Origin of the sequence: Picosynechococcus sp. PCC 73109, from assembly GCF_001521855.1 — a bacterium.
Lineage (GTDB): Bacteria > Cyanobacteriota > Cyanobacteriia > Cyanobacteriales > MRBY01 > MRBY01.
On sequence record NZ_CP013998.1, the window covers coordinates 2,950,219 to 2,964,376 of the forward strand.

Consider the following 14,158-nt stretch of genomic DNA (forward strand, 5'->3'; position numbering starts at 1 on the left):
TTGGACACCCCCACCCACCCCTCTAACTCCCCTCTAGGGGAGAGACACCCTCCGCCTGCGGCACCTCCCTCTAGGGAGGATTAATGCTTCTCTAATTCCCTTTATACTCTGTTTTTCTAAGGAAGGATATTAGGGGAAGATGGTAAGTGATGTTTATGGAATCAGAACTTGATGAGAATTAGTGTTTTTGGGATGGGGCTAATGGGGACACCGATCGCCCTAAAATTAGCCCAGGAAAATTTTTTGGTGACCGCCTACAACCGGACAGCAGAAAAACTGAATCCTCTGGAAGAAGAAGGTTTAACAGTAACGACGAATCCCCAAACAGCGATCGCCAACAGTGATTATTTAATTTTGATCCTCAGTGATGCGGCGGCAATCCAAACGGTCTTATTAGAAAACGCAGATACTTCCTTTACAGGGAAAACAATTATCCAGATGGGAACGATTGCCCCAGAAGAAAGTAAGGCGATCGCCAAAGCAGTGCAAGAACGCCAGGGTCAATATCTAGAAGCACCAGTCCTCGGCAGTATTCCCGAAGCGAAAAAAGGGACATTGCTGGTAATGGTCGGGGGCGAAGAAACATTATTCCAAGCCTGTTTGCCAATTTTTAAAACCCTGGGGCAAGACCCGAAATATATCGGCGCAGTCGGTCAGGCAGCAGCCCTGAAATTGGCTTTAAATCAGTTGATTGCAGGTTTAACAGCTAGTTTTTCCTTGAGTTTAGGTTTAATTCAACGGGAAAAAGTCGATCTTGATAAATTTATGGGGATTTTGCGAAATAGTGCCCTCTATGCCCCCACCTTTGATAAAAAACTGCCCCGCATGGGCGATCGCACCTTTGCAAATCCCAACTTTCCTACGAAGCATTTACTCAAAGATACTAGGCTCTTTTTAGCAGCAGCAAAAACCGTCGGCCTTGAGACCACGGGGCTAGAAGGCATTCGAGAGATTATCGAGCAGGCGATCGCCCTAAATCTCGCCGAGGCAGACTACTCTGCTATTTATCAAGTGATTAATCCTGACCCCACACCTTAGCGGCCATTTGATTACGACCACGGGCCTTGGCTTCGTATAGCGCGACATCCGCCAGGGCGACAAATTTTTCTGGATTCGTCGTCACACAGCCTGGTTCAATGGAGGCAATCCCCAAACTGACCGTGACAATCGGCGCTACCAAAGAACTCTGGTGGGGAATCTGCAAACTGCGGACTTGCTCGATGATATTTTCTCCCAGTAATTGCGCCCCAACACCGGGGGTATCTGGCAAGATGACGATGATCTCTTCGCCACCATAACGGGAAACTAAATCTGTGGGTCGCTTCACTTGGCTGGCGATCGCCTGGGCTACTTCAAACAAGCAATGATCACCAGCTTGGTGACCATAGGTATCATTGTAATTTTTAAAAAAATCCACATCAATGAAAATAATCGAGAGAGGTATTTGATTGCGGAGCATCAGTCGCCATTGACGCTCTAAAACCAAATCAAAAACCCGACGATTCGCCAGTTGGGTCAAAGGATCTAAAGCCGCTAACCGTTGCAATTGCACATTCGTCGCTTCCAAACGTTGGTAGAGCTTTGCCTGATAAATGAGATGGCGCACCCGTTGGCGCAAAATTGTCCAGTGGATCGGTTTGGTGATGAAATCCGTTGCCCCGGCGGTAAAGGCCTTGGTGACTGATTCGTCATCCTCCCGGGCCGTAATCATCAAGATGGGAGTGCGGGCGATCTTTGTCAGCAGATCTTCTGCTTGTTGGTAGGCCACCAATTCGTGACGAAGCAGGAAAGTTTCCTGGGAAAATTCAGTATTTTTTGCAGGGGAAATTTCAGTGCTGGCTTGGAGTTGTCGAAAGGCATTGCAAAATTCCAAGCCATCCATGACCGGCATCATAAAATCCAACAGGATAATATCGGGCATGGTTTTTTGGAATATTTCTAGTCCCTCTTGACCATTGGTTGCTTCAGCGACTGCATAACCTTCTTTTTCCATCCAAAAACGAATCAGGCGACGCGAAATTGGATCGTCATCAATGACAAGAATTAACGGTTGATCATCCTGCATTGAGGCAGAATCAGCGGTCATAGATTCTAGGCGCAAAAAGAACTATATGGTTATTCTAACGGGTTACTGTCCTAGGCAATCGGCCCTCTGATGTTAATTTGACGACCTTTCAGAGATTCTCAGTATGATCACCTAGATTGCTATTCCTGCTCGATTTGGGTGACGCGGCGCACGTTCAAAGTATCGCTCATGTTTTTAATTTGATTAATGCTGTGGGCCAGTTGTTGGGCATTACGAATTTCAATCCGCAAAGAAATAATCGCTGGTTGGCCGTGGCTCGTTTTCACATTGGTACTCCGCACGTTGATGTGCTGATCGCTCAGGCGTGACAGGATATCCCGCAGGACTCCCACCCGGTCAATGACTTCAATGCGGAGATCCACAGGGTAGACCGGGGCGTGCTTTTGGTCGATGCTGGGATTCCAACTCACAGGAATCAGGCGATCGCCATCGAAGTTTTGCACATTGGCACAGCTGCGGTGGTGAATGGAAATCCCCTTATGGCTGCGGGTGACAATGCCAATAATCGGTTCGCCGGGCAAGGGCGCACAACAACTAGCGATGGTATAAACCAACCCTTCAATGCCAGCAATGGGGTATTTATGGCTATCTTGGAGGGGCTTGGCCGGTTTCGTCGCTGTGTTTAAAGAAGCTTCTAGCTCCAGTTGGGGGAGATGTTCTTCTTCCTGGTCGCGCACTTGATCCCGCCAGCGGTTCACCACTTGGTTGAGGGTGACTTCGCCGTAACCCAGGGCCGCCAACAGATCCTCGGTATTTTGGTAATTGCACTTGTGGGCAACGGTTTGCATCGCTTCGGATTTGAGGATCGAATCGAGGCCCGTTTTCCCTAGTTCTTTTTCGAGTAAGCTGCGGCCCCGTGCTAAGTTTTCATCCCGCCGCGATCGCTTAAACCATTGGCGAATTCTATTTTTGGCACTGGGAGTAACCACATAATTGAGCCAATCGAGGCTGGGGTGGGCATTTTTTTGGGTGATAATTTCGACGATATCGCCATTGCGGAGTTTTTTCTCTAACACTGACCAACGACCATTGATCCGCGCCCCTTTCATATGGTTCCCCACTTCGGTGTGAATGCGGTAGGCGAAGTCGATGGAAGTAGCGCCTTTGGCCAGGGCCACCACATCCCCATTGGGGGTAAAGACATACACATCATCTTCAAAGAGATTGTCCTTGAGGTTGTCGATGTATTCTTCAGCATCCTTGAGGTCGCTTTGCCATTCGATCAGTTGCCGCAACCAAGTGAATTTTTCGTCTTCGGAGGTGAAACTAGCGGCGGAATGACCGGCTTCTTTATATTTCCAGTGGGCGGCAATCCCGTATTCGGCGATGTGGTGCATTTCCATGGTGCGAATTTGCACTTCGAGGGGGCGACCATTTAAGCCGACAACGGTGGTGTGGAGAGATTGGTAGCGGTTGGGCTTCGGCAGGCCAATGTAGTCTTTAAAGCGTCCAGGAATCGGTTTAAAGGCATCATGAATCACCGCCAGGGCACGGTAACATTCGTCATTGGTTTCGACAATAATCCGAATCCCAGCGATGTCAAAAATTTCGTCAAATTCTTTGTGCTGTCGTTGCATCTTGTGATAGATGCTGTAGAGGTGTTTTGGGCGACCCTTGATTTCCCAGACGTGGAGGCCCAGGTGACGCAGGCGATCGCGGATAATTTCGATGGCCTCTTCGAGTTTGGCTTCCCGCTCAGTGCGTTTTTCGGAAATGTGTTTTTGCATCGAACGGTAGGCTTCCCGCTCTAGATACTTAAAACAGAGGTCTTCTAGTTCCCACTTAAAACGCCAAATCCCCAAGCGATTGGCCAGGGGCGCAAAGATTTCGCGGGTTTCGAGGGCAATGCGTTCTTGTTTATCGGGACGCAGATGTTCGAGGGTGCGCATATTGTGGAGGCGATCGGCGAGTTTCACGACGATCACGCGGATATCCTCGGCCATGGAAAGAAACATCCGCCGGAAATTTTCTGCTTGGCGTTCTGTTTTGCTGGAAAAAGTAAATTTGGTGAGCTTGGTTACCCCTTCGACAAGCTTGCGGGTTTCAGCGCCAAAGCGTTCTTCAATTTCTTCGGGACTAACTTCTGTATCTTCGACCACATCATGGAGAAATCCCGCCGCAATCATTGCGCCATTACCACCCAAGTCGAGCAATAATCCTGCCACGGCAATGGGATGGGCAATATAAGGCTCGCCAGATTTACGGGTTTGACCTTCGTGGAGGGCATGGGCAAAGCGGAAGGCTTCACCGATGAGTTGGCGATCGCCTTCGGAGACCCCGACCAATTGCTCTGGCTGATAAAGGTAATTTTTCAACCAAGCAGGTAGCGGCACATCAAATTTTTCTGTTTCGGATGTGGCAGTTAATTGAACGGAAGAGGCAGTCATAGGAACACAGGGGGGAAGAAAAACAACAACGACAGCGGACTCGATAAAGAAGCTGTAATCAAAGGCGATACTTAGGAAAACCTTAGCCCACACTCCGAGGTAGCCAAGGGAAAGCTAGGGGCCGACTCCTGAGAACAGAAGGATGAAGCGGAAAACTTCAACAATAAGCTTTAAACGAAGATTAAGTTTATTTTAAATACCTTAATTCTCACTGAAAAGTTTAGGTTTGCACAAAATATTTTGGGAAAGATTAATTTTGATACAGTTTTGATGGCTTGTTTGTTCTCTAAATTTGCACTATACTGTCCGATGAATTTTTCTGCCTATCAACAATTAAAAATCGATCTGCAAACCCTGGCCACAGATTTAACGCCCCTCCAACAGGAATCGGGGGCTTTAGTCCGTCAGGGCCAAGGGTTCCTCAGCTTTTGGGAAACCCAGTTAGCCCCCCTCACTGGGGAACAGCTTCCTGAAAAAATCTATAGCGCTTGGCGATCGCTCCACACGGAATTGTATCGGGGGCTGCGGCTCCTCAATACCGATTTAATCTTTCTCCAGGGCAGTCGTAGCCCCAACACCCAAAGCCAAAAACAACAGCAGATCCAAACCCGCCTGACCCAACTCGATCAATACTGCACAGAAATCATTAAGCTTGGCGATCGCCTGACACCGGAAGCGTAAAGTGAAACTCACTGCCTTGGCCTGGGGTACTATCGACCCAGATACGGCCTTGGTGGGCCTGGATAATTTGCCGACAGACGGCCAAACCCAGACCGTAGCCCTCTTGGGTGGCGTCTCGCTTAAGACGAAAATGCCCCTCAAAAATTTTTTCCTGTTCCTCCTCCGGGATACCATGGCCCGTATCAATCACACTCACCTGTACCTGTTGGAGGGTGCGATGGAGGCCCACAAGCCGCACAAGCCCCCCTTCAGGGCTGTATTTGATGGCGTTGTCTAGTAAATTGACAATGACCTGCCGGATCAATTCCCGGTCTCCATAAACCTCTGGCAGATCCCGGGGGATATCTAAAACTAATTGAATTGATTTACGTTGAAACCGCTCCTGAATTTGCTCTGTGATTTGTTGGCATAGGGGACTCAGGGCCATCGGCTGGGGCTTAACATCTAATTTGGTCAGCAGTTGCCGTGACTCTTGAAGCAGCTCTGTGATCATCCGGTTCATGATCTGGAGTTGGTTTTTCGCCTGCTGATAAAGCTGCCCCCGCAATCCAACTGTTTTTTCCGTTTCTGGACGTTTTGAGAGGATTTCTAAGGTTTCGATGGCGATGGACGTTCCGGTGAGGGGACTGCGCAAATCATGGGCCAGCATCGCCAAAATCTGATCTTTAAATTCAATTTGCTTGAGGAGAGCTTCTTTTTCCCGTTGCAATTGGAAGATTTCGTCGGACAGGCGCATTACTTCCTTAGAATGTTCTGTCTGGGACGCAGCCAAGCGGCGATCGCATCGCTCAACCTCAGCCAATTGGCGATCGCCAAGCTGTTTTTTTAATGCCGCCACCGTATCCAGCCACTGTCCCCACCAGCGTTCTAGATCCGGCAAAATATTGCTGCCCGCAAACACCTGCAACGGCTCCGGAAAAACCTTGACTAGCGAAGGCGTCGCCACCAAACGATACAATTCCACCAGTTGGGGTTGATCTTTGATATTGATAATTTCTAAAGAAAAATCCGTTTCCTGCCGCAAACGCTCAAGGCAATCTTGCACCCGCTTGATCTCACTCCGATGGGCCAAACGCTCATCCGTAAACAACAACAATCGCAGTTGTATCTCGGCCGTAACAGGTGAAAGTTGAGATTGATCTTCAGCAGACACAGGCAGTTCAAACAAGACAAATTCGCCCCAAGAAAGTAAGTGATCCACAATCTGTCTACCATGCACAATCTAGGGGAAAAGAACAGTTTATGGTGAGCTTACTCCAAAACCCATTGTAATCCGTAGAGGACCAATTACCCCATGTTCCCAGAGCCTCAAACTTGAGTTAGATGCGGTGCATTGACCAAATCGTTTTAGAATCTAATGGAAATTGACACCGACGCCTCAAAATCGTTCAGCAAGCGACTCTTTTTAAGGAAGGAATACCACTATGGCTTTAGGCTACGTTGCCCTCGTTCTCCATGCCCACCTCCCCTTTGTCCGTCACCCCGAAAGTGATTTTGTCCTTGAAGAAGAGTGGTTATTTGAAGCAATTACCGAAACCTATATCCCTTTGCTTCATGTATTTGAAGGGCTAAAGCAAGATGGGATCGACTTTAAAATTACGATGAGCATGACCCCACCTTTGGTGGCGATGCTCCGGGATCCTCTCCTCCAAGACCGCTACGACGCCCACATGAAGCTGTTAATGGAGCTGGTCGAAAAGGAAATTGTTCATAACAAATACAACGGTCACATTAAATATTTAGCGGAGTATTACCACAAAGAATTTAGTGCCATCCTCGACACCTGGGAACGCTATGACCGGGATCTCGTGACGGCCTTTAAGCAGTTCCAGGACAGTAACAACCTCGAAATCATCACCTGTGGTGCCACCCATGGCTACCTCCCCCTGATGAAAATGTACCCCCAGGCAGTTTGGGCACAATTGCAGGTGGCCTGTGAAAGCTACGAAGAGAATTTTGGGCGTCCTCCCAAGGGCATTTGGTTGCCTGAATGTGCTTATTATGAAGGTTTGGAGCGGATGCTCGCCGATGCGGGACTGCGGTACTTTCTCACCGATGGCCACGGCATTCTCTATGCACGCCCCCGTCCCCGCTATGGTAACTATGCGCCGATTTTCACCGAAACAGGGGTGGCTGCCTTTGGCCGAGACCATGAGTCTTCCCAGCAAGTTTGGTCATCGAAGGTGGGTTATCCGGGCGATGTCTGTTACCGAGAGTTTTATAAAGATCTGGGTTGGGAAGCGGACTACGAATACATCAAGCCCTACATCATGCCCAACGGCCAGCGGAAAAATACGGGGATCAAATACCACAAGATCACCAGTCGCGATGGTGGTTTATCCGAAAAAGGCCTTTATGATCCCTACTGGGCGAGGGAAAAAGCGGCAGAACATGCGGGCAACTTCATGTACAACCGGGAGCAACAGATTGGTCGTCTGAATAAGATGATGGGGCGTCACCCGATTGTGGTGTCTCCCTATGATGCGGAATTGTTTGGCCACTGGTGGTACGAAGGCCCCTGGTTCTTGGATTACTTTTTCCGCAAGTCTTGGTACGACCAAGGTACATACCAGATGACCCACTTGGCGGATTATCTAAAAATGGAGCCGACGCAACAGGTGGCGGTGCCGTCCCAGTCGAGTTGGGGATACAAGGGATTCCATGAATATTGGCTCAACCAGACGAATGCTTGGATTTATCCCTATCTCCATAAGGCTGCGGAACGCATGATCGAGCTTTCGACGCGGGAACCAGCCGATGAACTAGAAGAACGGGCCTTGAACCAAGCAGCTAGGGAGTTGCTGTTGGCACAGTCATCGGATTGGGCATTTATTATGCGCACAGGTACCATGGTGCCCTACGCGGAACGACGTACTAAGAGTCATGTGTTACGCCTGGAAAAAATCTATGAGGATGTAAAAGTCGGCAAGATTGATGCAGGTTGGCTCGAAAAGATTGAGAAGATGGACAACATTTTCCCGAATATTGATTATCGGGTGTATCGGCCTTTGTAGTTGGAATACCCTTCTAGCTCCCCTGAAGAAACACCCCTCTAGCTCCCCTCAAGGGGAGAAGACACCCTCCGGCCTATCGGTCACCTCCCTCATCAAGGGAGGATTTTTTTTGGACGGTTCAAAAAGTGGCACAGGGCAAGAAAATTTCTGGGATTGGGTCGCCACAATGATGGTAATAAAGGCGATCGCCCTTGGGGCAGGAGAAAAAATCTGATGGTTAGTTACAGTTTTATTAGCTTTGGATTTGGGTCGGGGTTTCTCGCCCTAGTGGTCTTTTTCATTTTGCAGTGGCTCCAGATTCCGGCGGGAAGTTTAGTCGATTGGCTGGTGGGCATTGCCAGTTTTTGGTGGCTGTTGGCGGTGGTGACGATTCCGTGGAATATTTATTTTGAGGCGGAAGAGACAAAGGCCGAGGCGGTGATCTCTCGCCAGAAAAATATCCCCGTTGATGCCCAACAGTTAGCCTATGTGGCAAAAATTGCTCGGTTTGGTTTGCTGTTGGCGATCACTCTCCATCTGCTTTCGGCTTTGGGGTTATATGGTCTGGCGGCCTGGGGCATTAGTCCGGTGGGGTATGTGACAGGCGGGGCAATGTTATTGCTCACGGCATTGCGGCCAGCGGTGCGGGCTTACCAGTTTATTGCCCAGCGTCTCATGTCAATTCGCCAACAAATTCAATATCCCCGGGAAGATGTGGTGGAATTGCGTCACCGGGTGGTGACCCTAGAGGCAGGAGTTAAAAACCTCCAAGAAACAACCGAAAAAAATAGCCAAACCCACCAGGAAGAATGGCATAGCCTCCGACGAGATTTAGCGAAAATGCGCGCTGCCCTCGAACAATTAGAAGCCACCAATGAAGCAGCCCATCGACAACTTGCCCGGGAAGCGACAACGGCGATCGCCCAACTCAGTGAAGACAGCCAAGTGTTGAACCATGTGCGGGCAATTATTCACTTCTGGAAACAAGCTTAGGTTTAAGGTTTGCGCCGTCACGCCCTAATGGTCAAAAAGTCCCGATAGAATGGGAGCAAAACATCATCCCCGCACTCACTATGCCTCAGTTTTTGTTGACTTGGTTAGCGACGGCTGGCTCCCTCTTTCTTACGGCCACCATTGTCCCTGGTTTAGAAATTAATGGCCTGACCACAGCCTTGATCGGGGCGATCGCCCTTGGGTTTGTGAATGCCATTGTTAAACCAATTTTGATCCTCTTTACCCTGCCCCTGACCATTTTGACCCTCGGCCTATTTCTCCTGGTTGTCAATGCGATCGCCTTGGGGTTAGTCGGCTACCTCACACCGGGTTTAGAAGTCAATGGCTTTTTCCCGGCGGTGATTGGTTCCCTGGTGCTGACCTTTATTTCCAGCTTAATCAATCAACTCCTCGGCCAAGACGACGAACTCACCGAATAATCTTTTTTCGTCACTCACTCTATCCAAAATTTCGCCTCCCAGTAGTGAACCGGGGGGCAATTTGCTTTTATGCTAGGGAGAAAATCGGCAATCTTTACCCAAAATCTATGGCAACTGCGGAAAATCTCTTGGTCGTCAATGACGTCTATGCAGGATATATCAAAGATCTAAACATTCTCCAGGGCATTAACTTTCGGATCGCTCCCGGAGAATTAGTAGTGGTCATTGGCCCCAATGGCGCAGGAAAATCGACCCTCGCTAAAACGATTTTTGGTCTCCTGACCCCCAACCAAGGCAACATTACGTTCAAAGGAAAACCCATTACTGGCCTGCGTCCCAACCAAATTGTGCAACGGGGTATGTGCTACGTCCCCCAGATTCAAAACGTCTTTGCCAACCTGAGTATCGAAGAAAATTTAGAAATGGGGGCCTTTGTGCGGTCTGGCTCCCTCGAAAATCTCAAGGAACAAATTTATACGATGTTCCCCGTGCTGAAACAACGGCGCAAACAACGGGCAGGCACTCTCTCTGGGGGAGAAAGGCAAATGTTAGCCATGGGCAGGGCTTTGATGTTAGACCCGGATCTTCTCGTCCTCGATGAACCGTCAGCAGCTCTTTCCCCGATCCTCGTGGCTAGTGTTTTTGAACAAATCAAAGCGGTCAATCAACTGGGTAAAGCGATTATGCTCGTGGAACAAAATGCCAAAAAGGCGTTGGAATTTGCTGACCGGGGCTATGTTTTAGAAAGTGGCTGCGATCGCTTTGAAGGCACAGGGCAAGATTTGCTAACGAACCCGAAGGTCGGAGAACTCTACCTCGGTGCTGCCTACAAAGAGACCTAGATTCGCTACAGTAAAAACTAGAGCTTGGGTAATTGCGGTCGTGGTGAAGTTTCTGGACAATCTGAAAATCTCTTGGCGGCAATGGTGGCGATCGCCGGAAGCAGAAACTCCAGAAATTATTGATGTGGCCGCAGAACCCATCGAGACGCCCCCCCAGAAAACATCACCCAAGCCTTGGCAACGGGTGATCGAGAGATTTCGTCCAGCCCAGCCAGCGGTCACAACTCTCCACGACGACCTCGAAGAACAGGTTAAAGCCAATTTACGGGAACAGGACAAAACCCGCATTGCCCAGGTATTCCAGCGGTTTGCCCAGGGGGTAACGCCAGCGGATATTGAAAAAATCAAAGCTCATTTAGGGGAGATGCGCCGGGGGCCAATCAAAGATATTTGGCAAAAGGTGCAAGGTCTCGCCCAACTGATTAAGGATCCGAATGTGGCCTGGCGGTCAAAAACCATGGCGATCGCCGCATTGTTGTATTTAGTTTCGCCCCTCGATGCAGTACCAGATGTGATTCCCTTTGCAGGCTTAGCCGATGATGCAGCGGTGATTATTGCAGTGGGTTCGACCCTCGCCTTTGAGTTAGAAAAATACATGACCCGTCAGGCGGAAAAAAAGGCCGAAATCGAAATTAAAAAGCACACCACCAACGTCAGAATTACGCTTCTTGGCAGTATTGCCGCAGCGGCGATCGCCATTCTCGTTAAAATAATTCTGAATATTTTGTCGTCCTAACCAACAAGTTTCAAGAAAAAGAATACACAGGCGTTTCTACAACTTTGAGGGGCGGTTGTTGACCCCAGATAATTTCCTGCAACCGATCCACCGTTGCTGGCGCAAATAATTTCTCGCCCGTCTCCTGGCAGACCCTAGCCGGGACATTTTCCACAACGTAAATCTTCCCGGCAATTTCTACAGAATAGGTCACAAAAGAATCAACAAAAGTTTCTTCAAAAGCAATGTCGCTCATCTACTAATTTGCTGTAGCAACTTCCCCCATTTTGCAAAACACTACATTTGCTTGAGGTAATCCTCATAACCAATCGCCGTTAATTGAGTTTGTTTATTGAGCACCATCTCCTTGAGACTTTGACGATAGGCTTGCACCTGTTTCAATAGCGCTGGATCGAACGCCCCTAACATTTGCACCGCCAACAAACCGGCATTGGTCGCATTGCCGATCGCCACTGTCGCCACCGGAATACCACGGGGCATTTGCACAATTGAATAGAGAGAATCCACACCGCTGAGGGTACTGGTTTTGACGGGCACCCCAATCACCGGCAAAGGCGTCAGAGCAGCAACCATCCCCGGTAAATGCGCGGCCCCACCTGCCCCAGCAATAATCACCTTTAAACCCCGTTCATGGGCTGTTTGGGCATATTCCACCATGCGCTCCGGGGTACGATGGGCAGACACAATGCCAACCTCGTGGGGAATATTAAATTGTCTACAGATGGCGATCGCCGCTTCCATCGTGGGAAGATCAGAATCGCTCCCCATAATGATGCCAACCAGGGGATTAATTACACTCATAGGTTTTTAGCTCATGTATGTCATGCCGACTAACCATCATAAACAAAGGGAGAACTCTGCACAAACCCTGATCAGGGCGCGTCTTGTTGGTTTAGAAGGTCAATTTTGGTTGCGATTCGATGCAAATCGTTGTTTAACGCATCTGGAGCCAATGGAAGCCGAAATTCCACTAGAATTTCAGGAAAATGTCTTGGATATTGCCGGGGATTTATTGTCCCTAGGGGGAGTGGATTTACAAATTAACGGTGGTTTGGGTTTAGCATTTCCAGAAGTGACCCAGGCGGATCTGCCGCAACTGCAAGAAATTTGTGATTATCTTTGGGGCCAGGGCATTGACGCATTTTGTCCGACCATCGTCACCACTTCTCTAGAAAATATCCGGCGATCGCTGGCTGTCTTTGCCGAGTTTTGGGGAGACCCGCAACCGAATACAGCAAGAATTTTGGGGATACATTTAGAGGGGCCATTTTTAAATTACGAAAAACGAGGAGCGCACCCAGCCCAACATTTACAGCCGTTGACCCTGAAGAATCTGCAACAGGTAATCGGCGAATTTGCCCCAATGATCAAAATCATTACCCTCGCCCCAGAACTCGATCCCAGCCATAAATGTGTGGAATATCTACGCTCTTTGGGGATTGTTGTTAGTTTGGGTCACTCCCTCGCCACAGAAACAGAAGCCAATCAAGCCTTTGCCCATGGCGCAACGATGATCACCCATGCCTTTAACGCGATGCCCAGTTTGCATCACCGGGAGGCGGGTTTATTGGGAGCAGCAATGGTTAATCCTGACGTTTACTGCGGTCTGATCGCCGATGGCCAGCACGTCAATCCCACGATGTTGGAGATTTTTTTGCGGGCCGCGAAACAACCTTTTTTAGTCAGTGATGCCCTCGCCCCCATTGGTCTCCCGGATGGGGTATATCCCTGGGACGATCGCCAAATTACCGTCACCCACGGCACGGCTCGCTTGGATAATGGCACTCTATCCGGCACGACGTTACCGCTGTTTGCCGGGGTCAAAAACCTTGTCCGGTGGGGGATTTGTGATTTAGAAAAGGCGATCGCCTTAGCGACTCTGGCCCCCCGAAAAGCCCTTGGTATGGCGACTTGGACGACGGGCAAACCCATCAACCTTTTGCGTTGGCAAGGAGTAGATGGCACCGTTGAATTTAGCCGACTTTAGTGAATTTTTTCCACGTGCCAACCGGTTTGGGCACCAATCTTACCCGCTTTGACAAACCGCCAATTGCCCCGCTCAAAGCTATTTTTCCCTTTTTTGGGACTGGGTTGAACGCCAATCAATTGGGCCACTTCGTCCGTCGAAATCATCCAACCTGCTGTGGCGGCCTGTTCTAAAACGCTGAGATAAGCGAGGGGATTAGACGCTTGACGGGATTCCGAAAGGGCCGCTTCTACTCTGGCAAGCTTCTGGGCGATCGCCGCCATTTCTGTTCTCATGTCCCCTAGCTGATCACTTAAATTTTGCACGACCTCCTCTAGAGCAATTGTTGTCACCGTCGGGGTATCCGTTGGCAGAGGATCTGCTTTTTCTAAAACTTCTGGCCCTGCTATTGTCCCAGGCTGAGATGACGAAACAGTTGGCATAGGTTCAAGGGAAGTCGCTGATGGCGAATCATCCCAAGGATCTGGGGCTAATTGATTTGCTTTTTGTAAGTTCGGCTGAAAATCGTGGGTTTGAATCCAGGTACGATTAACGGCAGTGGCCAAATCCTGGAGGTAAGCTGCCGTTTGGGATTTACCTTGGTCTTCAAACTGCCGGGCTACCTCCTGCATAAACTTCACCAAATCCGGGGTGATTAATTTTTGATTCGCCGCTAAAATCTGTTGCTCTTCTCCCCGACGACAATTTAAAAGCGCTTCGATCAATTGGGCATAGGCTTGGGTAGTGGCATCTGGTTGGGGCGCGACCGGATTCGGTTGGGTGAGAATGTGATGTAATTTGCCCGCCCAGTTGTGGAGATAGCGAGCCCCATTCAGTTCACCTTCCGCCGCAAGGTAGTTAGCCACCTGTTCCATCACTTCAATAAATTGGGCATCCACCAACTGCTCGTTTTGCCGCAGGACAATCCACTCTTCACCCCGGCGGCAGTTTAAGAGTTTTTGTACCAAATCAAGGTAAGCTTTCAGATTTTTCTGTTCCATGGGTAATGGACTCAAAAATAGAACCATATATCT

General features: G+C 49.3%; 14 protein-coding genes. 8 read left to right on the forward strand and 6 right to left on the reverse strand.

Features of this window, described 5'->3' with window-relative positions; translation table 11 throughout:
- Positions 1-171 precede the first annotated feature (171 nt).
- The gene (locus AWQ23_RS14035) at positions 172-1,038 is read left to right on the forward strand and encodes an NAD(P)-dependent oxidoreductase (protein ID WP_062436314.1); all 867 of its coding nucleotides are present in this window, start codon (positions 172-174) and stop codon (positions 1,036-1,038) included.
- On the opposite strand, the gene AWQ23_RS14040 is transcribed toward AWQ23_RS14035, so the two are convergent.
- Positions 1,016-2,086 carry a diguanylate cyclase domain-containing protein gene (locus tag AWQ23_RS14040; RefSeq protein WP_062436316.1) on the reverse strand — a complete coding sequence of 357 codons (1,071 nt, stop codon included), beginning with the start codon at positions 2,084-2,086 and terminating at the stop codon, positions 1,016-1,018. The genes AWQ23_RS14035 and AWQ23_RS14040 overlap by 23 nt on opposite strands.
- 119 nt (positions 2,087-2,205) lie before the next feature.
- Complete coding sequence (locus AWQ23_RS14045) at positions 2,206-4,473, reverse strand: bifunctional (p)ppGpp synthetase/guanosine-3',5'-bis(diphosphate) 3'-pyrophosphohydrolase (protein WP_062436735.1); 2,268 nt, start codon at positions 4,471-4,473, stop codon at positions 2,206-2,208.
- Positions 4,474-4,782: 309 nt separating this feature from the next.
- On the opposite strand from AWQ23_RS14045, the gene patD reads away from it, so the two are divergent.
- Positions 4,783-5,154, forward strand: a complete 372-nt coding sequence (gene patD / locus AWQ23_RS14050) for a heterocyst frequency control protein PatD (RefSeq protein WP_138071883.1) — start codon at positions 4,783-4,785, stop codon at positions 5,152-5,154.
- Here the strand turns inward: patD and AWQ23_RS14055 are convergent.
- Positions 5,120-6,307 (reverse strand): histidine kinase, encoded by a 1,188-nt coding sequence (locus AWQ23_RS14055; RefSeq protein ID WP_030007681.1) that lies wholly within the window; start codon positions 6,305-6,307, stop codon positions 5,120-5,122. The genes patD and AWQ23_RS14055 overlap by 35 nt on opposite strands.
- Positions 6,308-6,578: 271 nt before the next feature.
- On the opposite strand from AWQ23_RS14055, the gene AWQ23_RS14060 reads away from it, so the two are divergent.
- The 5 genes from AWQ23_RS14060 (at position 6,579) to AWQ23_RS14085 (ending at position 11,158) form a co-directional block, all read left to right on the forward strand.
- The gene (locus AWQ23_RS14060) at positions 6,579-8,168 is read left to right on the forward strand and encodes a glycoside hydrolase family 57 protein (protein WP_012308406.1); all 1,590 of its coding nucleotides are present in this window, start codon (positions 6,579-6,581) and stop codon (positions 8,166-8,168) included.
- Between the two features lie 213 nt (positions 8,169-8,381).
- Entirely contained in the window at positions 8,382-9,140 is a 759-nt protein-coding gene (locus tag AWQ23_RS14070; protein WP_062436322.1) for a hypothetical protein, read from the forward strand.
- 80 nt (positions 9,141-9,220) lie between these two features.
- Complete coding sequence (locus AWQ23_RS14075) at positions 9,221-9,580, forward strand: phage holin family protein (RefSeq protein ID WP_012308408.1); 360 nt, start codon at positions 9,221-9,223, stop codon at positions 9,578-9,580.
- A 107-nt stretch (positions 9,581-9,687) separates the two neighbouring features.
- Positions 9,688-10,422 carry an ABC transporter ATP-binding protein gene (locus tag AWQ23_RS14080; protein WP_062436324.1) on the forward strand — a complete coding sequence of 245 codons (735 nt, stop codon included), beginning with the start codon at positions 9,688-9,690 and terminating at the stop codon, positions 10,420-10,422.
- A 40-nt stretch (positions 10,423-10,462) separates the two neighbouring features.
- Positions 10,463-11,158 carry a YkvA family protein gene (locus tag AWQ23_RS14085; protein ID WP_232308919.1) on the forward strand — a complete coding sequence of 232 codons (696 nt, stop codon included), beginning with the start codon at positions 10,463-10,465 and terminating at the stop codon, positions 11,156-11,158.
- A 10-nt stretch (positions 11,159-11,168) separates the two neighbouring features.
- On the opposite strand, the gene AWQ23_RS14090 is transcribed toward AWQ23_RS14085, so the two are convergent.
- Positions 11,169-11,393 carry a YgiT-type zinc finger protein gene (locus AWQ23_RS14090; RefSeq protein ID WP_062436325.1) on the reverse strand — a complete coding sequence of 75 codons (225 nt, stop codon included), beginning with the start codon at positions 11,391-11,393 and terminating at the stop codon, positions 11,169-11,171.
- A 41-nt stretch (positions 11,394-11,434) separates the two neighbouring features.
- Positions 11,435-11,959: a 5-(carboxyamino)imidazole ribonucleotide mutase gene (purE, locus tag AWQ23_RS14095; RefSeq protein WP_062436327.1), complete on the reverse strand. Its 525-nt coding sequence runs from the start codon at positions 11,957-11,959 to the stop codon at positions 11,435-11,437.
- Between the two features lie 22 nt (positions 11,960-11,981).
- On the opposite strand from purE, the gene nagA reads away from it, so the two are divergent.
- Positions 11,982-13,145 (forward strand): N-acetylglucosamine-6-phosphate deacetylase, encoded by a 1,164-nt coding sequence (gene nagA, locus AWQ23_RS14100; RefSeq protein WP_062436739.1) that lies wholly within the window; start codon positions 11,982-11,984, stop codon positions 13,143-13,145.
- Here nagA and AWQ23_RS14105 read toward each other — a convergent pair.
- Positions 13,142-14,125 carry a hypothetical protein gene (locus AWQ23_RS14105; RefSeq protein WP_071884964.1) on the reverse strand — a complete coding sequence of 328 codons (984 nt, stop codon included), beginning with the start codon at positions 14,123-14,125 and terminating at the stop codon, positions 13,142-13,144. The two genes, nagA and AWQ23_RS14105, sit on opposite strands and share 4 nt — an antisense overlap.
- Between the last annotated feature and the right edge of the window lie 33 nt (positions 14,126-14,158).